Annotated in this window: 18 protein-coding genes; 9 read left to right on the forward strand and 9 right to left on the reverse strand. The window is 59.8% G+C overall.

Translation table 11 applies throughout. From position 1 onward, the window contains the following. Together NW815_RS07990 and NW815_RS07995 are read right to left on the reverse strand one after the other, a co-directional pair. Nucleotides 1–776, reverse strand: a 776-nt coding sequence (locus NW815_RS07990) for a cell division ATP-binding protein FtsE (RefSeq protein ID WP_414390290.1), incomplete at its 3' end; no start/stop codon positions are given. A 40-nt stretch (nt 777–816) separates the two neighbouring features. Then, complete coding sequence (locus tag NW815_RS07995; RefSeq protein WP_414415884.1) at nt 817–1,566, reverse strand: WecB/TagA/CpsF family glycosyltransferase; 750 nt, start codon at nt 1,564–1,566, stop codon at nt 817–819. A 247-nt stretch (nt 1,567–1,813) separates the two neighbouring features. Here NW815_RS07995 and NW815_RS08000 point away from each other — a divergent pair, with 247 nt between their 5' ends. From NW815_RS08000 to NW815_RS08010, 3 genes are all read left to right on the forward strand, one after another. Continuing rightward, nucleotides 1,814–2,479 carry a DUF4439 domain-containing protein gene (locus NW815_RS08000; RefSeq protein ID WP_414329579.1) on the forward strand — a complete coding sequence of 222 codons (666 nt, stop codon included), beginning with the start codon at nt 1,814–1,816 and terminating at the stop codon, nt 2,477–2,479. Between the two features lie 170 nt (nt 2,480–2,649). Beyond that, nucleotides 2,650–3,036, forward strand: a complete 387-nt coding sequence (locus tag NW815_RS08005; protein ID WP_414389141.1) for a plastocyanin/azurin family copper-binding protein — start codon at nt 2,650–2,652, stop codon at nt 3,034–3,036. Nucleotides 3,037–3,045: 9 nt separating this feature from the next. Further along, nucleotides 3,046–3,573: a hypothetical protein gene (locus tag NW815_RS08010; protein ID WP_414347933.1), complete on the forward strand. Its 528-nt coding sequence runs from the start codon at nt 3,046–3,048 to the stop codon at nt 3,571–3,573. Nucleotides 3,574–3,578: 5 nt separating this feature from the next. Here the strand turns inward: NW815_RS08010 and NW815_RS08015 are convergent, their stop codons facing one another. The 5 genes from NW815_RS08015 to NW815_RS08035 form a co-directional block, all read right to left on the reverse strand. Beyond that, the gene (locus NW815_RS08015) at nt 3,579–3,830 is read right to left on the reverse strand and encodes an RNA-binding S4 domain-containing protein (RefSeq protein WP_414329585.1); all 252 of its coding nucleotides are present in this window, start codon (nt 3,828–3,830) and stop codon (nt 3,579–3,581) included. Next, a complete protein-coding gene (locus NW815_RS08020; RefSeq protein WP_414389143.1) occupies nt 3,830–5,248 on the reverse strand; it encodes an NAD-dependent succinate-semialdehyde dehydrogenase in 1,419 nt (472 codons plus the stop codon). Before NW815_RS08020 ends, NW815_RS08015 begins: the two co-directional genes overlap by 1 nt. A gap of 129 nt (nt 5,249–5,377) precedes the next feature. Further along, a complete protein-coding gene (locus NW815_RS08025) occupies nt 5,378–6,472 on the reverse strand; it encodes a serine hydrolase (RefSeq protein ID WP_414389145.1) in 1,095 nt (364 codons plus the stop codon). Nucleotides 6,473–7,046: 574 nt separating this feature from the next. Further along, the gene (locus tag NW815_RS08030) at nt 7,047–8,204 is read right to left on the reverse strand and encodes a histidine kinase (protein WP_414389146.1); all 1,158 of its coding nucleotides are present in this window, start codon (nt 8,202–8,204) and stop codon (nt 7,047–7,049) included. Nucleotides 8,205–8,503: 299 nt separating this feature from the next. Continuing rightward, nucleotides 8,504–8,686, reverse strand: coding sequence for a DUF3285 domain-containing protein (locus tag NW815_RS08035; protein ID WP_414352125.1), 183 nt, complete (start codon nt 8,684–8,686; stop codon nt 8,504–8,506). A gap of 168 nt (nt 8,687–8,854) precedes the next feature. Here NW815_RS08035 and NW815_RS08040 point away from each other — a divergent pair, with 168 nt between their 5' ends. Next, nucleotides 8,855–9,505: an ABC transporter ATP-binding protein gene (locus NW815_RS08040; RefSeq protein ID WP_011433492.1), complete on the forward strand. Its 651-nt coding sequence runs from the start codon at nt 8,855–8,857 to the stop codon at nt 9,503–9,505. On the opposite strand, the gene NW815_RS08045 is transcribed toward NW815_RS08040, so the two are convergent. After that, nucleotides 9,496–10,629: a murein hydrolase activator EnvC family protein gene (locus NW815_RS08045; protein ID WP_414389147.1), complete on the reverse strand. Its 1,134-nt coding sequence runs from the start codon at nt 10,627–10,629 to the stop codon at nt 9,496–9,498. The genes NW815_RS08040 and NW815_RS08045 overlap by 10 nt on opposite strands. A gap of 677 nt (nt 10,630–11,306) precedes the next feature. On the opposite strand from NW815_RS08045, the gene eda reads away from it, so the two are divergent. The 3 genes from eda to NW815_RS08060 are packed head-to-tail and all read left to right on the forward strand — an operon-like array spanning nt 11,307 to nt 13,066. Further along, entirely contained in the window at nt 11,307–12,020 is a 714-nt protein-coding gene (gene eda, locus NW815_RS08050; protein WP_414389148.1) for a bifunctional 4-hydroxy-2-oxoglutarate aldolase/2-dehydro-3-deoxy-phosphogluconate aldolase, read from the forward strand. A gap of 25 nt (nt 12,021–12,045) precedes the next feature. Next, nucleotides 12,046–12,537, forward strand: a complete 492-nt coding sequence (gene ybeY, locus NW815_RS08055; protein ID WP_414389150.1) for an rRNA maturation RNase YbeY — start codon at nt 12,046–12,048, stop codon at nt 12,535–12,537. Then, nucleotides 12,521–13,066 (forward strand): diacylglycerol kinase family protein, encoded by a 546-nt coding sequence (locus tag NW815_RS08060; RefSeq protein ID WP_414389152.1) that lies wholly within the window; start codon nt 12,521–12,523, stop codon nt 13,064–13,066. Before ybeY ends, NW815_RS08060 begins: the two co-directional genes overlap by 17 nt. Nucleotides 13,067–13,090: 24 nt before the next feature. Here NW815_RS08060 and thrB read toward each other — a convergent pair whose 3' ends face one another. Further along, nucleotides 13,091–14,017, reverse strand: coding sequence for a homoserine kinase (thrB, locus tag NW815_RS08065; protein WP_414329601.1), 927 nt, complete (start codon nt 14,015–14,017; stop codon nt 13,091–13,093). Nucleotides 14,018–14,317: 300 nt separating this feature from the next. Between thrB and NW815_RS08070 the strand changes: the two genes are divergently transcribed. Continuing rightward, nucleotides 14,318–15,553, forward strand: coding sequence for an anion transporter (locus tag NW815_RS08070; protein WP_414343561.1), 1,236 nt, complete (start codon nt 14,318–14,320; stop codon nt 15,551–15,553). A gap of 84 nt (nt 15,554–15,637) precedes the next feature. Next, a complete protein-coding gene (locus tag NW815_RS08075) occupies nt 15,638–16,366 on the forward strand; it encodes an SDR family oxidoreductase (RefSeq protein WP_414399869.1) in 729 nt (242 codons plus the stop codon). Nucleotides 16,367–16,632: the final 266 nt, after the last annotated feature.

The following is a 16,632-nucleotide window of genomic DNA, read 5'->3' on the forward strand; positions in this document are numbered from 1 at the left end:
AGATAGGGGTCATGGCTGGTCATGATGACGGTCACCCCAAAGGAATTGAGCCGCTCCAAAATCTGGAGAACCAAGAGGGAGTTTTCCGGATCTAGGTTTCCTGTTGGCTCGTCCGCCAGCAGCAACACCGGCATGTTGACAATGGCCCGGGCCAGGCTGAGGCGCTGCTGTTCTCCCCCCGAAAGCTCATGGGGAAAGTGATCTCGCTTTTCGGTCAGCCCCACCATCTTTAGGGTCGGCCCGATGCGACGGCGGATTTCTGCGGGGGACAGCCCTTGGGCGCGCAGCACGAAGGCCACATTTTCTGCCAGGGTGCGGTTGGCCAGAAGGCGATAATCTTGGAAAACCACCCCCAAGCGCCGCCGCAACATGGCCAGCGGACGCGGTGGGATGCGGTAGGGTCGCCGCCGCCCTTCAGAAGAAAAGAGACAGACTTGATCGACGATGACCGTGCCCTCGGTGGCCTGTTCCGCCCCGTAGAGCAGTCGCAAAAGAGTGGACTTGCCTGCTCCGGAGACCCCCGTTACGAACACGAACTCGCCGCGGCGCACCTCCAAGTTCACATCCTGAAAAATTAAGTTGCCGTTGGGAAAGACCTTGCTCACGCCCCGCAAGGACACCATGCTGGCCGGGGCTTGCAGGGATCCGGATTGGGTGCTGCTGTAAAAGCCCAGGGTGGCCTCTGGATTGGCCGGGGCAGGGGGATGAGGGGTCGGAGCCGTACCCGCCCAACGGTGTAAGCGAGGAGGATAGCCGATGTGCTGACCGATCACCATAGTAAGCGCCTAGACAGAGGAGGGAGAGAGCGCCGGCAGACTAGGGGCGCAAACGAGAAGAGGGATCCCACAGCACTCGCCAGACAAAGCTGGGCAGAGCTAACATGCGTCGCCAGCGCCAGGGTTCCTGATAGAGACGATACAACCATTCCAGGTGATGGTCACGCCACCAACGGGGCGCTCGCCGTTTTTGGCCGGCCCAAATGTCCAAGCTGCCCCCCACCCCCATCCAGATGGCTTGGGGCAAAAGGGGACGCCACTTTTGGATCCACAGCTCCTGCCGCGGGGATCCCAGCCCCACCCACACCAGTTGCGGTCGAAATTCCTGGAGAGCTTGCAGAAGCTCTTTTTCTTCCTCGCTAGAGAAGTAGCCGTGGTAGCCCCAGAGGGCCAAAGCAGGACACTGGGCTTGCCAATATCGAATTGCTGCCCGGTTGACTTCCGGCCTTCCCCCCACCAGGGCCAAGCGCCACCCCCGTTCTGCCGCCAACGGGATCAGGGCCTCTGCCAGCTCGATCCCCGGCACCCGCTGGACGCGGATCCCCTGCCGCCGCAGGGCCCACACCACCCCAATGCCATCGGGGATCACCAGCTCTGCTGCCTGCAGCACCTGGGCAAAGGCCAGATCCCGCTGCGCCTGCATGATCATTTCCGGGTTGCAGGTAACCACCTGAGCGCCCTGACCCTCCCGAATACGCGCCTCAATCCAGGTGGCGTAGCTCTGTAGGCTGGCCTCCGGCAGAGCAAGGTGCAGGTTCACGCCCAGAATCGCATGGATGGATAACGACACTACCGACCGAATGCTGGCCCCCACTGGAGCCGTTGGACACGCTTTTAAGATAGCCCGGACCTTCTCCCAGAGGGAGAGGGGAGTTCGAGGAAGCATTTCATGGCTATTTGACCACGAAAATCTCTTCCCTCAGGCATCCGCGGCGGCATCCACGGCGTATCTCCATCAGACCAGGCCAGAGGGAATTGCCCGACCCAGAGCAAGCCCCTGAAGGTTGGTTGCCATCTTTCGAGACAGGAGACTTGAGATGAAGACTGCAAAGACTCCCTTCGCTCTGCCTCAATTGGCCGCCGAATGGGATCCCAGCCCTGCAACCTCCCGCCGCAGCTTGTTGTTGGCTGGTTTGCTGGCGGGCGTAGGTGGAGCAATTGGATTGCGCACCCTGCCCGGTGCCGCTCAGTCCAACACTGCTGATATTGCCATTCTCAACGCCGCCATCGACTTGGAACAGCAGGCAATCTGGGCCTACAAAACCGCTGCCGGCAAGTTGAGCAACACCGAGGTGGGCAAGATCGTGTTGGAAGTGGCCACCAAGAACCTGAAGGATCACGAGCAGCATCGGGATCTGCTGGCGGGCGCCGTGCGGCAACTGGGAGGGATCCCCTCTCGGGCCCGGGATAGCTACGACCTTTCCACCTACATCGACAACAAAGAAGGCAATCTCGACTCCGATGCCAACATTGCCAAGCTGGCCCTGGCTCTGGAGTTTGATGCAGCCTTGGCTTACAACGACGCGTTTACCCAGCTTTCCAACAAAGACCTGGTGGCTGCCGCCAGCACCATTGGCCCCAACGAAGTTGCCCATGCCACCGCAATCCGGGCCGTGTTCCACAGCCTTGATCCCAGCATTCTGGTGGTGCCTGCCCCCTTTGTCAGCGCCGAGACTCGGGAGCGCTGGATCCTGAAGGTGTAGAGCTGTTGGTAACCCCTGCCGGCGATGAGGCGATGATCTGCAAAGCCTTCCAACGTCCTCTGTAGGACTTGGGGCTTGGAGATCCAAGTGCTCTGCACTGCTGTCGCAATCGCCTTCTTCTGAACGCCTCAGCCTTTGTTCTCTTCCTAAACCTGTGTGGAGAAAGCCCTATGCCGATGACGCGGCGGTTGCTGTTGCTCAGTGGACTGGGATCCCTGCTCAATGTGGGGGCTATCTTGGCCGTGGATCGGTGGCGACAAGCCAGCTCTGTTGCGGGGCGAGATCCTGTCGAGGCAACGGCGGAAGCAGAGGTGATCATTCGCGGGTTTCAATACCTGCCCCCGGAGATCATCCTCAAGCGGGGGGGCAAGGTGACCTTCACCAACCTGGATTCCACCCCCCACACGGCTACTCCTGTGGAGGGAGCGCAGTTTCAAGGGACGGGACGGCTAAGTCGCAACGAGAGCAAAGCGGTGGTGTTCGAAGTAGCTGGGATCCAGGACTATTTCTGCGAGATCCACCCCAGCATGGTGGGCCGTATTGTCGTCGTCGATTAGGTGGAGGCCATGCAAATGGAACCCCTGGGATCCCCTCTTCCCTTCTGGAACATTTGTCGGCGGGTGTACCTGGTTTGGGCCGTCCTTTTGGGGATTGGGTTTGCTGCCACCCAGTTTCACCAAGAGGCCAACATCAACTGGCTGTGGCTGGTGATTTCCCTGATTGGGTTGGGCTACATGGTGCGGCAGACTAGCTTGCCGGAGTTTCGAACAGCCGGACTGGCCCACCTCTACTTTGTGGGTTTGGTGTGGACGTTGGTGATCGCCCAGGGCATGATCCTCTCGGTGCTGCCCTTTGTCGGGCGTACCCCTTTGGCAGCTTTGAGCCCATACCTGGGGGTGTTTTGGCTGTGGCAAATGGGGCTGGGTCACTGGCTCAACGGCTTGGTGGATCCGCCGCGCCTCCCCTACTGGATGACCGGTGGGATCCAGATCCTGGCCGGAGTTGCCTGCCTGCTGTGGGGGCTGGAATGGCAGTTTGCGGTGGCAGGGGGAATCGGGGCCTTGGCCATGCTTCTTTTGATCCGGTTGCACTGACCCGTTCACTGATCTGACTTTGGGGTCTTATCCAGGCGCACTCGCCAAACTCCACCTCCCACGGCCACTTCATCCCCAGGGCGCAGCTTGCGTCCCCGCCGGGTTTCCACCTCACCATTCACCCGCACTTGCCCCGCTTGGATGAGCTGCTTGGCCTGCCCGCCGGTGGGAACAACCCCCGCCAGCTTGAGGAATTGATCCAGTTTGATTACAGGATCCGTCGCCGGCTGGGGATCCCTTTGAGCAGTCTCCGCCATCACTTCACCCAAATGGTTTTGACATTCACAAATTCCAGGATCCCTTCCCGGCTCAGTTCCCGTCCATACCCTGAGCGTTTGATGCCACCGAAGGGAAGGCGCGGGTCGGACTTGACCATGCCATTGATGAATACGGATCCCGCCTCCAGCTCCTCCAGCAGGCGCTCTTGTTCCTCTGGATCGGTTGTCCAGGCGCTGGCACCCAGGCCAAAGGGCGTGTTGTTGGCCAGCTCAATGGCTGCCGACACATCCGGGACGGTGAACAGCAGCGCCACCGGCCCGAACACCTCCTGGTGGGCCACCGGATGATCCGGGGGGATGTCGCTCAGGATCGTGGGCGGGTAAAAATTCCCTCCCAAGGGGGATCCGCCGATATGGACTTTGGCTCCTGCTTGCACCAAAGCCTGCACCTGTCCATCCACCTCTTGCAGAATGCTGGCAGTAGCCAGAGGCCCCACATCGGTTTGCGGATCCAAGGGATCCCCCACCTTGAGCTGGCGAAATCGCTCCGTCATGGCAGCCGTGAAAGGTTCGGCGATAGCCCTGTGTAGGATAAATCGTTTGGCGGCAATGCAGGATTGGCCGTTGTTGATCAGACGGGCCGTGACCGCTGTGGCGACTGCTGCCTCCAGATCGGCGCTGGGCAGCACGATGAAGGGATCGCTCCCTCCCAGTTCCAACACCGTTTTTTTCAGATATTGACCGGCCAAACGGGCCAGGCTGGAGCCGGCGGCTTCGCTGCCGGTGAGGGCGGCCCCCCGCACCCGTTCATCCGCCACCACCTCTGCCACCTGGGCTGCTGTGATCAGCAGGGTTTGAAAGACCCCTGGCGGAAATCCCCCCTCCCGAAAGATCTGCTCTAGGGTCAAAGCCGATTGGGGCACGTTGGAAGCATGTTTGAGCAGAAGGGTGTTGCCCGCCATCAGGGCTGGGGCGGCACAGCGAAACACCTGCCAAAAGGGAAAGTTCCAGGGCATCACTGCCAAAATCACCCCCAGCGGCTGGTAGCGGATCCCGCTGCGGCTGGCAAAGTGCTCCGCACCGGTGGCATTCGCGTAAGCGTTGCGTAGCAATATGGAGCGCTCGGCCAAGAATCCCTCTGCCTCCTCGGCATAGTAGCGACAAACCCAAGCGGATTTTTCCACTTCCGCAACGGCAGAGGCCAAGGTTTTGCCCATCTCCAGGCTGATTAGGCGGCCAAACTCCGCTTTGCGCTCCTCCAGGATCCCTGCCACCCGCTTCAGCCAGGCGGATCGCTGAGCAAACGGGATCCGACGATAGCTCTGAAACCGCTCGTGGGCTTGGGCGATACAGCTTTGGATCTGCCCAGCGTCGAAAACGGGGTAGCGAGCCAATTCCTCTCCGGTGGCGGGGTTGATGCTGACCAGGTGCCCCTTCGCGTAAGCGTTGCGTAGCAATATCTTTTTCCCTCAACGCCTGTTTCTCCACTCTGGCATTTGCGCTCTGCCTGGAATAGTGCTCCGCACTGCTACTGCGTTCGCGTAAGCGTTGCGTAGCAATATGGAAAGATTTGTGGAGTGGAAGACTTAGCGTTCCAGGCTGCCCATGGAGTCCTTGGCCGTTGGATCCTCGGGAGCAGACCAGAACTCATAGGCTGCTTGCGACAAGCTGGCGATCAGCCCTTCGGCTCTGGGATCGTTGGGGGTTTCTCGCTTCACCCACACCGCCGCCACATAGCGCCGCCCGTTGGGCAAATCCAGGATCCCGGCATCTCCCACCACGGAGCCCAGGGTTCCCGTTTTGTGGGCAATGCGCACCTCTTGGCCCAAGTTGGGCCGGAAGTAGGAGAGCCGTTGGGTGCGCCAGAGAATGTCCAGAAAACGGTCGCGGCTGCGGCGGCTGAGCATGCGCCCCTGTTCCACCTGGCTGAGCAACCAAACCATGTCGCGCGGGCTGCTGGTGTTGGTGCCCTCCAGATCCGGTAGCCACCATGAAATTTGCGTGTGTTGTAGCCCCCACTGCCGAAATTTTTGGTTGAGAGCCTCCTGCCCACCCAGGCGATCGATGATCAGATTGGTGGCGAAGTTGTCGCTGAGGGTGATCATCAGGGTGGCCGCTTCCAAAGCAGAAACCTGGGATCCCAGCGGGCGGGTTTGCAGCACGCCTGCCCCCCCTCCCTTGAGATCTTCCCGCAGGGTGAGCCTCTCATCCAGCCGCACCTGCCCGGTTTCCACAGCCTGGAAAAAAGCCAAGAGAATGGGGATCTTAATCACACTGGCGGCAGGAAAAGCCTGATCCGGCCTAACCCCGGCAAAGGCGCCGGTTTCCACCTCCCAAAACAGGGCTCCTGCCGTCAAACCCGGTTGGTCGGCCAAAGCGGCCAAGCGCTCCTGCAAAGCCGGGATCGCTTCTCCCGGCAGAATGTCACTTGGCAATGCCGGCGGGGGAGGATCCCCAAGCTGCGTCGTGGACTGTTCTGTCCGGCCAGCGGTGGTCGATTGCAGCAGTTGCGAGAGGCCCGCCATCGTCAGGCCCAGGATGAGACTTAAGCTCAGTCCCCTGAGCAACACTTGCCCGAGAGATGGAGAACGTCTCAAGCGGCGAGGCCGGGCAGCCCGTTGGCGCAGACGAGCAATGGCTTTCTGGCGAGCAAGACGCAGCGGTTGAGGACGGGAAACCAATAGGGATCCCCTAGGGGCAGGAAGCAGGCGACCAGAACCTGTTTGCGGCTTTGACCCCTCTGGAGGCGGGACGGCGTTCTTGGCAGGTTGTGGAGGGCGGCGGGGATCCCGCGACTTCTCTGGCAAAGGCCTACGGCCCGCTAGCGCGGATGGATCGGTGCCTTTCTTCTCCCTTGCTCTGGTCATAAGAACGATTGCCTTAACACCATACTTCTGACAGACACTGCTGGCAGTTTCACCGACTCCACTCCGGTGAGCTTGGCTTAATTAAACCCACATTAAACCCACAAATTGGCCAACCTGCCCTGACCTAGATTGCAAAACGCCCATCAAACCGTCCTCGCGACACGAAGCCTAGCAACAACCCCGCCAAAGGCAGGATGAGTCCCTGTTGCCAGAGCATCCACTCGGAGTCGTTTTAAAAACTTAGGTTGATCCGTGACCCCCCTTTCCCTCTGGAAGAGGGGCTGGGAATAGTCGCGGAAGCGGCGCGGAGCGCTTTTGCCAAGTCCAGGAAAACCGTCAGATCTGTTCTCTCTGAGGGGGCTCACACCCATGGGGAGCCAGCTCCCGGCTAGCCCTTGCAGAGCCGATACACGGGCAAAGTGAAATGAAAGCTGCTGCCTTTGCCCAAGGAAGACTCCACCCAAATCTGGCCGTAGTGAGCGCGCACGATCCGTCGGCAGAGGGAAAGGCCGATGCCATAGCCCTCCTGCTGTTGATCCCGGGACAGACGGACAGAATCGGAGAAGATGCTCTCTTGGTCGGCTTCCGGGATCCCAGGGCCAGTATCGCTGACGGTCACCTGCACCTTTTGGCTGGTGCGATGGAGGACATCGAGGCGGATGGATCCCCCGGCGGGGGTGTACTTGATGGCGTTGTCCAGCAGGTTGAACAGAACTTGGCGGATCTTGTCGGGATCCACGTGAACAGAGGGCAGATCCACGGGAATATCCGCTTGAAACTGCAGCCGCTTGCCTTGAATGCGCGGCCATAGCTCCTCGATCACCGCCCAACACAAGCCGGGCAACTGGGTTTCTACGGCTCGAATCCTCAGCTCCGAGGCAGCGCCACGGGCCGACTCCAGAATGTCGGTGATCATGCTGTCCATCTTGCGCAGTTGCTGGCGGGCATGGTCGAACAACTGCCGTTCCAGCGCTTTGTCCAGGGATCCCTCCCGCCCCTGCTGCAGGGTTTCGACCGCCAGAGCCGTGGCCGTCAGGGGACTGCGCAAATCATGCACCAGCATGGCCAGAACGCGATCTTTGAAGTCCAACTGCTCCCGCAATTGGGCCCGCTCCTGCCGCAGCAAAAACACCTCTTCCGACATTTGCAACAGCGCCTCGGTGGTCGGAGGGGAGGCGGGATCCCGTCCTGCTCCTTCTTGTTCGCGGAAGCGGACCGTAGGTCCATGGGCGGCCAAAGCCGCTTGGCCTTGCCAACGAGGCCACCACACTTCCAACTGCGTCGCCAAGTCTGCGCCCGCCAAAACTTGAGCGGGCAAGGGCTCAGCCTTGACCAGAGCCGGAGTGGCCACCAGCTTGTAATGCTCTGCCAGGTAGGGGTGCTCCTCCAGCGGCACCACTTCCAGTTGGGCAGGGTATTGGCCGGGCAACCCCTGGATGTGCTGGCGCAGATGTTCCTCAAGTTCGGCAACGACAGCTCGACTCTTGGCAAACAACAGCAGGCGAATGACAGAACGAGCGGAGGTGAGGTCTGGCGAAGTCTGCATAGGCCAAAGTCCAGTCGCGTTAGCGCTCGCGATAGCGGTGCGTAGCACATTGCGTAGCATTAAAGCCAAAGGTTGGCGTTTCAGCAGCCGGGATTGCCGTGCGCTCGTTCGCGGAAGCGGACCGTAGGTCCAACCGTAGGAGCCATTGCTGCTTGTTCCTTCTAACACCTAATCTTGGGAAAAGCTTAAGAAGCGACATGGAGTGTAACAAGAAAGACCTTTCAGGGTGTGGCTTTCCCGCCCTAGGAACAACTGCAAGAGGGTATAGCCAGGACACTCTCGCGGAACTCAGTGAAAACTTAGTGAAACAGGTAGGCCAGCCCCACCAGCAGGGCCACCAACCCCACCGCTGTCAGGGTGAAGTGAAGCAGGGAAGTCTTGCCTTTGCGCACCATGTTGCGCATGGCCAGGCGGGTGTAACTCAGCTGGGGGGGGGATCCCGCCCCAACCGAAGGAGAATCTGCAGAAGAAGGCTGCGCCATCAGGATAACCAGAGCGATAATTTACCCTACCTTCAGGCTAGCTTAATCTGCTCCTCCGGATAGAGGTGTTTCCCAAGCTTCGACCTTCCCGCTGAAGAAGGGCCATAGCTGTCGCGCGGGGATCTTCCGGTGCCAAAATAACGACAGCATCCCCCTCTTTTGCCCCCCATGTTGCAAGTTCAGCATCTTTCCTACCATCCGGCAGGCGTTTCCCAGCCCATTCTCAACGATCTTTCCTTTGAGTTGGGCCTGAACCAGTTGGGGCTGATCGTGGGCAAAAGTGGGGCGGGCAAGAGCACCCTGCTGGAGATTTTGGCTGGCTTGGCGCGGCCCACCCAAGGACGGATTACCTGGGGAGGGGCAGAACTTTCCCCCAACCGCTTGCGCAGCATGGCGGGGTTGGTGTTTCAGTTTCCAGAGCGCCACTTTTGCGGCTTGACGGTGCTGGAGGAAATGCGCTTTGGTTATCCAGAGCTACAGAGAAAAGAGATCGAAAACGCCCTCAGACAGGTGGGATTGGAAGGGATCCCTCTACATACCTCCCCAAACCGCCTCAGCGGCGGGCAACAGCGGCGCTTGGCCCTGGCCGTCCAGTTGATCCGTGGCCCGTTTTTGCTGTTGCTGGATGAGCCGACGGCAGGATTGGATTGGTCGGTGCGACGGCAGTTGATCGAGCTGTTGGCTCGGCTAAAGTCCACCTGGACGGTGTTGGTGGTTTCCCACGACCCGGAGGAGCTGTCCTCCATTGCCGATGTGCGGTGGACATTGCAGGCGGGATCCCTGAAGCTGTTGCCGACGGAGGCTTTGCTTCACAGGTAGCGGCGGGGATCCACCGGTTGGCCATTGACGCGCACTTCAAAGTGAACATGGGGCCCGGTGGAGAGGCCGGTGGAGCCGGAAGCAGCAATTGCTTGCCCCCGCTGTACCTGCTGGCCTACCCCAACGGCAACGCGGCTGTTGTGGGCGTACAGGGTGGTGATGCCGCCCCCGTGATTCACAATCACCGTGTAGCCATAGCCGCCGTACCAGCCGGCGTAGATGACGGTGCCCCGGTCGGAGGCTCTCACCGCAGTGCCGGTGGGCACACCAAAATCGATCCCCGCATGAAAGCGGCGACTGCGGTAGATGGGGTGAACCCGCCAGCCAAAGCCACTGGTGATCGGCCCGCGCACCGGAGCGATGAATCGGCCCGTCCCTTGAACAGGATCCCTGCCCCCCTGCTGTTGGGCCTGCTGGGCGATCAGTTGCTGGATGAGGAGAGTCAACTGTTGGGAATCGGCTTCCAGCCGCCGTTGGGCTGCTTCATAGGCCGCGCGTTCGTTGGCCAAGCGGCTCAACAGCTGCTCTTGGGCGACCGCCTGCTGCTGCAGTTGGTTCTTCTGGGCGGCCAGCTCCTGCAAAATCAAAGAGATCTCGTTGCGCTGCATCTCCAGAGCAATGCGCTGTTGATCCACCTCCTTGGCCATTGCTTGCAGCTCTTGGATCAACTGCCGATCCGCCTCGATCAACAGTTGCAGTTGGTGGCGGCGGTCGAAAAACTCGTTTAAGTCACGGCTGGTGAGCAGCAGAGCCCACCAATGTTCGGCCCCCCGTCGCTGCATGTAGCGCAAACGGGCCGCCGTGCCCTGTTGCTGCCGTCTCAGGCGGTCTTCCAGCTCCTGTAGCTCCTTTTGAGCTTGCTCCAGGGCTTTCTGGGCTTGTTCCAAGCGATACTGATTGTCGCGAAGGCTGGATTCGGTCTGTCGAAGGTTTTGCTGCAGGGATCCCATGCGGCGGCGGGCTTCTTCTTCTGCTTGGCGCAGTTCTCCCAGGCGGCGCTGAGTGCTCTGGATTTGGTGCTGGATCTGCTGCTGCCGCTGTTGCAATTGGTTGACATTCTGCGCCTGAGACGGGGCAACCCCCCCCAGTCCCCCCAACAGCAAGAGGGTGAGCAATCCAAGCATCACCCACACTTTCAGTCTGCGTGCCCCACGACTGAGACTCGTCACTCCTCACACCCTCTGCGACTGACCCATCGACCCTAAGGATACAAAGATCCCCACGGATCTGAATCGGGCCTGAGCTGGCTATTTAGGGCTACTCCGAACAGCAACAGAAGAGCCAGACAGTAGCGACTCCACCTCCGGATCCCACAGGCCTGACGGCATGCAACTCAAGCGGCAGCAACCTCAACGGACTAGAAAAACTAGGAAATGACGATAAACTGGCCGCTCACCTGCTGGCAAACCTCACGCTTAGAAGGCCAACCAAAAAGTTGCCTCATACAGACGGGATACCTTGCGGCACCTTTGGTTTGAGGAATCTTCCTCCTCTTCTCTGCTGAGTTCAGCACCGGTTAGGGAGACAACAAGGCCAGAGCAGGAACCAGCAACGCCGTGAAAAGCTGGGAAAAGCAAACACTCCGGCAAAGGCCACGAACGCGCAAACAGTTGCCCCTATAAAACACCGGCTTTGCTTGTTCCTGAGTCATCTGCTAGGCTTTCCCTTGAAAGAAAAGACGTTTAGGCTTTATGGTTTGTCATTATTTCATTGGCAGGCTGACTTTTTCGTTTTTGGATTGCAATTAAACTTAAGCTAAACCCAAGCAACTGCAAAACACTGAGCGGGTATTTTCCTACAGATGGCATTCGAGGATGCTGAGTGCAGTTTCAGAAAAGGGTCACAGCACCCCTGGTTACTCCATCTGTGGCAGCAGCCGCTGATTGCCGTGATCCGCCTCTGGGCCAGCCCAGCCCAAGCTCTCGAGGGAGCCATGCTGGCCATCCGAGCCGGGATCCGCCACATTGAAATCACCACGCAAGTTCCCCAATATCTGGAGCTGATTGCCCAACTGCGACAAGACCACCCGCAGTGTTGGATAGGGGTGGGCACTGTTCTCGATCGGCAGGTGGCGGAGCAGGCTTGGCAGGCAGGAGCCCAGTTTTGCGTTTGCCCCTTCACCGATGAGCAAGTTATCCGCTGGGGTCGGGAGGTGGGGCTGCCCATCGTGCCCGGTGCCCTCACCCCCAGCGAGATCTGGAGGGCGTGGCAGGCGGGGGCAACGGCAGTAAAGGTGTTTCCGGTGGAGAGCATGGGGGGATCCCGCTACCTGCGCCATCTACAATCGGTCCTGGGATCCCTGCCGTTGATCCCCACCGGGGGAGTCACCTTGGCCAAGGCAGCGGAATACCTGCAAGCAGGGGCCTGGGCAGTGGGCATTGCCGGGGATCTGTTCCCGACAGAGGATTTGGACTCAGGCTGCCATCTGTTGGAGAATCGACTGCGACAGGTGCTGCAGCAGCTTGCGGAGCAGAGAAACAAAACCTGGCCCAATCCGGGCAAACTAGTAGAATAGGGGGCGTGGTGTGAGTGAGGCCCGCATGGATGGATCTCTAGATCTCTATCTGCAATTCAACATCCCCAGCCCGGTTGAAGAAGCCACTTGGCGTCATTGGTTTGAGATCTGGCTGAAAGAGCTGGGAGTCCAGGAGCCATGCGAGCTCAGCCTTTGCCTCACTTCCGATGAGCACATCCGCCAGCTCAACCGCGAGTTTCGCCACCTCGACGAGCCTACCGACGTGCTGGCCTTTGCCGCACAGGAGATGCTTGCCCCCTTTGAGATCCAAGACATAACGGGGGTACGCCTGCTGGGGGATATTGTGATTTCGGTGCCCACCGCCCGCGCACAAGCCAAGGCGCAGGGGCATCGTCTTTCGCAAGAGTTGGCCTGGTTGGCCAGCCACGGGTTGCTCCATCTGCTGGGGTGGGATCACCCGGATGAACTGTCCCTACAGCGCATGTTGCAGCAACAGCGACAGTTGCTTGCCGCCATCCAACTGGATGGGGAGGTGGCCCATGGCCAACAGCCCTAGTCGGTTGCCGGAGCGTTCTCGCCTGGCGGTGTTCCGGCGGCGCGTCCATTCCAGAGACCCAGCGCAGCCATCTGAGGCGGATCGGGCAGCCAGTGCCGAGCCTTTGGGAAGGGATCCCTGGCGACGCCCCCCCTCTTGGCAAGTGGCTGACAACCTGGGCAAAAGTTTTTACTACGCGGGCAAGGGCTTGGTCTATGCCATCTGCACTCAGCGCAACTTCCGCATCCACATGGCGGTGGCGGTGATGGCCTTTGGCCTTGGGCTGGGCCTGCAGCTGAGCGCCCTGGAAATGGCCGTGATTAGCCTAACCAGCGGTTTGGTGATGGCGCTGGAGCTGGTGAATACCGCTCTGGAAGCAGTGGTGGATCTCACCCTGGGCAGCAAGTACCATCTCCTGGCCGAGATCGCCAAAGATTGCGCGGCGGCAGCGGTGTTGATGGCGGCAGTGGCGTCCTTGATGGTGGCGGCTTGGCTATTTCTTCCGCCCTTGGTGTTGCTGCTGCAAGACGGCTTCCCGGCAGCAGGGTAGCTCCCCGACTGGAGAGGGAGTTTCCTATCCAGACGGCTGGGAGTGGATCACCACCCGTCCTCCCTGCCGGTCCAGGTTGAGCAGTTTGGCCTCCGCTTCAATATCCAACTGCGCCCAAGCGCTGACCATCGCGGATCCCACCCGTTCCCGATTCTCGGGAGCACAGAGGGCCAGAAGAGTGGGGCCGGCTCCGCTGATCACCACCCCATAGGCTCCGGCAGCCATGGCTGCAGCTTGAACCGTTTTGAACCCAGTGATCAGCTCCATACGCGCCGGCTGGTGCAGCCGATCCTGCAGAGCCACCTTCAGCCAGTCCACCCGCCCCGACTGCAAGCTGCGAATGAGCAGGCCCAGATGGCTGCTGGAAAAAACCGCATCCGCCAAGCTGACGGATTTGGGCAGGATCTCGCGGGCCGCTTGGGTGGAAAGCTTAAAGTTGGGCACTACGGCCAGGATGCCAATGCTCTCATGCCACTCCACGGGACAAAACACCCATTGCCCCTGCTGTCCCTGCACACAAAGCTGACAACTGCCCTGCAGGGCGGGCACCACATTGTCTGGGTGGCCCTCCAAGGCAATAGCCAGCTGTAGAAGGGTTTCGGGAGCTAAGTTGAGTGCTCCAATGGCATTGGCCCCCAGTAAGCCGCCGACAATGGCGGTGGCAGAACTGCCCAACCCCCGCGCCAGGGGCACGTTGAGGGTAATTTCGATTTCTACCCCCGGCACAGGCTTACTCAGCAGCTCAAAGGCGCGGCAAAAAGCCCGGTACACCAGGTTGTCCTTGCTTTGGCTGATGTGGTCGCTGCCACGGTAGTGGATGCTGAGGCCGGAAGGGATCTCGCGAAAATGGAAGTGATTGTAGAGCTCTAGGGCTGCACCGATGCAGTCGAACCCTGGCCCCAAGTTGGCGGTGGTGGCCGGGACGATGACCTCTACGCGTTCTTTGACCAAGGGGACAACTCCTCAGTGAACGGTGGGTAACTCAATGTCTGCGGGCTCCCATTATCCTACGAACGATGGCCGAACCTTGGATATTCTCCCCACCTCTGCTCGGTCTGCAGCTTGCCGAGGCGAACGCGCTGGCCCAGCGGAGCTTTTGGACTATCCCGAAAGGTTTCTGACCATGATTGGTTCTTGTGACTTATTTGTGACTTATTGAGTATCGGGAATGTTGGGCCTGTTTCAACTCCAGCCTTTGCCATTGGCTGAACCCATCAGGGATCCTGAAAGAAGTGCGGGAGGGATCGGGGGGTGCAGGGGCTGTCTTGGTTGGTGTTGGGTTTGAGCTATGTCGGGCTGGGACTGGGATCCCTGCCTAGGTTGCGTATGAACCGGGCCACCATCGCCCTGGTGGGATCCGCCCTGTTGATTGGCTTGGGGACCTTGTCGCTACGGCAGGCTTGGGAAGCCATTGACCCGACCACGATTGTGTTTCTCCTGAGCATGATGGTGGTAAATGCCAGCTTGTCCTATGGGGGGGCTTTTCAGTTGGCTTTGCTGGGCTTGATTCGGGTGAGCCGCAGCCCCTTTGGTCTGTTGATCATGCTGGTGTTCGGCAGCGGGCTGCTCTCGGCTTTCCTGCTCAACGACACGCTGGCGCTGGTGTTTACTCCCCTGACTTTGCAGGTCACAACGGTGCTGGGGTTAAACCCGATTCCCTATCTGCTGGGCTTGGCGGCAGCCACCAACCTGGGATCCGTCGCCACCCTGAGCGGCAACCCGCAGAATATCCTGATCGGCTCCTTCTCTGGGATCGGCTATCTGGAGTTTGCTGCCCAGATGACCCCCATTGCCGTGGTAGGGCTGCTGCTGGAAGTGGGGTTGCTGTGGTTGTACTACCCTGAGGTGCGCTCGTTGAAACCCTTTGCCCAGGTGCCTTGGCTGCCGCTGCGGCTCTACCCGCCCCTGTTGCGCAAGAGCGTGGTGATTACGGGGGGGCTGTTTGTGGCCTTTGTAGCCGGACTTCCCTTGGCAGAATCGGCCTTGGTGGCGGCGGCCCTGTTGTTGATTACCCGTAGGCTGAAGCCGGAGCGATTTTTGGAGCAGGTGGACTGGAATCTGCTGGTGATGTTTTCCGGGCTATTTATCCTGACGCGGGCAACGGGAGAGCTGGTCACTGCTTGGGGGATGGGCTTGGGATCCTTGGCAGAGAGTCTGGCGGGATCCCCTCTTGCCCTGCTGAGCAGTGTGGCCGTTTTATCCAACCTCATCTCCAATGTGCCGGCGGTGCTGTTGCTGCAATCGTTCCTGCCCCGACAGGAGACCACCGCTTGGCTGTTGCTGGCTGCTGGCTCCACTTTGGCAGGCAATTTGACACTATTTGGGGCGGTGGCCAATTTGATCACAGTCGAGGCAGCGGCCAAAAAAGGCTACGTGCTCTCGTTTGGAGAACATCTGCGCTTTGGCCTGCCCCTCACTCTCCTAACCCTGGGGTTCAGTGGGTTGTGGCTGTACCAGCCTTTCCTGTCTTCTCCACCGCTCAGATGACCTCTGTCGAGGGATCCAGTGGGGCTGTGACTGGCTTGTCGGGATCCCTGTGTATGATGGGAAAAAGAGTTTAAGAAACGTAACGTGTCTTCTCCGCTATCGCAGGCAGTTATTTTGATCACAGGGGCAACAGGGGGTATCGGCAGCGTCCTGGTGCCCATGCTGGCTCAGGCCGGATCCCATCTGGTGTTGGCCGCTCGGCGAGAGGAGCCTCTGCGAACTCTGGTGGAGAAATCGCTCTCTCTGGGGGCTGCCTCTGGAGTGGGGATCCCCACTGATGTGACGGACTATGCCCAGGTAGAGGCCCTGGTCAACCAAACGGTGCAAAAGCATGGGCGCATTGACGTGCTGATTAACCTGGCCGGGGCCGGGATCCTGAAGCCTGCTCCCCAGCTAACCCCCGCAGACCTGGAGCGAATGCTGGCGGTCAACCTGAAGGGCAGCTTCTACACCAGCCAACTGGCTGCCAACCCCATGCGGGAGCAAAAATCCGGCCACATCCTCAATTTTCCCGGCGTCCTTGGACGTTATCCCATGGCGATGGCCTCTGCTTACTGTGCGGCCAAGTTTGGGGTGGTCGGGTTTAGCAAGTGCATGGCCGATGAGCTGAAGCGCTTTGGGGTCAGATTTACGCTGTTTTACTTCGGGGGCATCGACTCACCCTTCTGGGATCCCATCAGCCTGAAGGTGCAACGAGACAAGATGCTCAGCCCTGCCACGGCTGCGGAAGCCATCTGCTTTGCCCTTACAGCGCCCGCTGGTGCTGTACCGAGCGAGATAGTGTTGCAGCCGGAAAGCCACCAATTCCTTTGACCAAGTGTTTTGCCGTCCTTTTGCTGGGGTTGAGGCGGCAGCAGCTTGTCTTTTGGTGAAACAAGCGCTCGAGTTTCTCTCTTGGGCTCCCCCCGTCTCAATCTTGCTCTCTGCAGCCCAAAGCGCCAGCAGGGATCCTCATTTCTTGGCGGCAACGTTGGATCAGATCTCCCGACACCCCCACCAACCGTCCTAGCCATTCGTCCGGCACAGAAGCAAGCAACGCCGGCCCAAACTGGTAAACTACCCGGCTCCGACCGCTAAGC

The organism is Synechococcus sp. R6-7, from assembly GCF_047461695.1.
GTDB lineage: Bacteria > Cyanobacteriota > Cyanobacteriia > Thermostichales > Thermostichaceae > Thermostichus.

What these genes read in the sequence shown, in the direction of transcription:
- NW815_RS08000 (WP_414329579.1), top strand. Translation starts at nt 1,814, where the DNA reads ATGAAGACTGCAAAGACTCCCTTCGCTCTGCCTCAATTGGCCGCCGAA.
- NW815_RS08005 (WP_414389141.1), top strand. Translation starts at nt 2,650, where the DNA reads ATGCCGATGACGCGGCGGTTGCTGTTGCTCAGTGGACTGGGATCCCTG.
- NW815_RS08010 (WP_414347933.1), top strand. Translation starts at nt 3,046, where the DNA reads ATGCAAATGGAACCCCTGGGATCCCCTCTTCCCTTCTGGAACATTTGT.
- NW815_RS08015 (WP_414329585.1), bottom strand. Translation starts at nt 3,830, where the DNA reads ATGGCGGAGACTGCTCAAAGGGATCCCCAGCCGGCGACGGATCCTGTA.
- NW815_RS08030 (WP_414389146.1), bottom strand. Translation starts at nt 8,204, where the DNA reads ATGCAGACTTCGCCAGACCTCACCTCCGCTCGTTCTGTCATTCGCCTG.
- NW815_RS08035 (WP_414352125.1), bottom strand. Translation starts at nt 8,686, where the DNA reads ATGGCGCAGCCTTCTTCTGCAGATTCTCCTTCGGTTGGGGCGGGATCC.
- NW815_RS08040 (WP_011433492.1), top strand. Translation starts at nt 8,855, where the DNA reads ATGTTGCAAGTTCAGCATCTTTCCTACCATCCGGCAGGCGTTTCCCAG.
- NW815_RS08045 (WP_414389147.1), bottom strand. Translation starts at nt 10,629, where the DNA reads ATGCTTGGATTGCTCACCCTCTTGCTGTTGGGGGGACTGGGGGGGGTT.
- eda (WP_414389148.1), top strand. Translation starts at nt 11,307, where the DNA reads ATGGCATTCGAGGATGCTGAGTGCAGTTTCAGAAAAGGGTCACAGCAC.
- ybeY (WP_414389150.1), top strand. Translation starts at nt 12,046, where the DNA reads ATGGATGGATCTCTAGATCTCTATCTGCAATTCAACATCCCCAGCCCG.
- NW815_RS08060 (WP_414389152.1), top strand. Translation starts at nt 12,521, where the DNA reads ATGGCCAACAGCCCTAGTCGGTTGCCGGAGCGTTCTCGCCTGGCGGTG.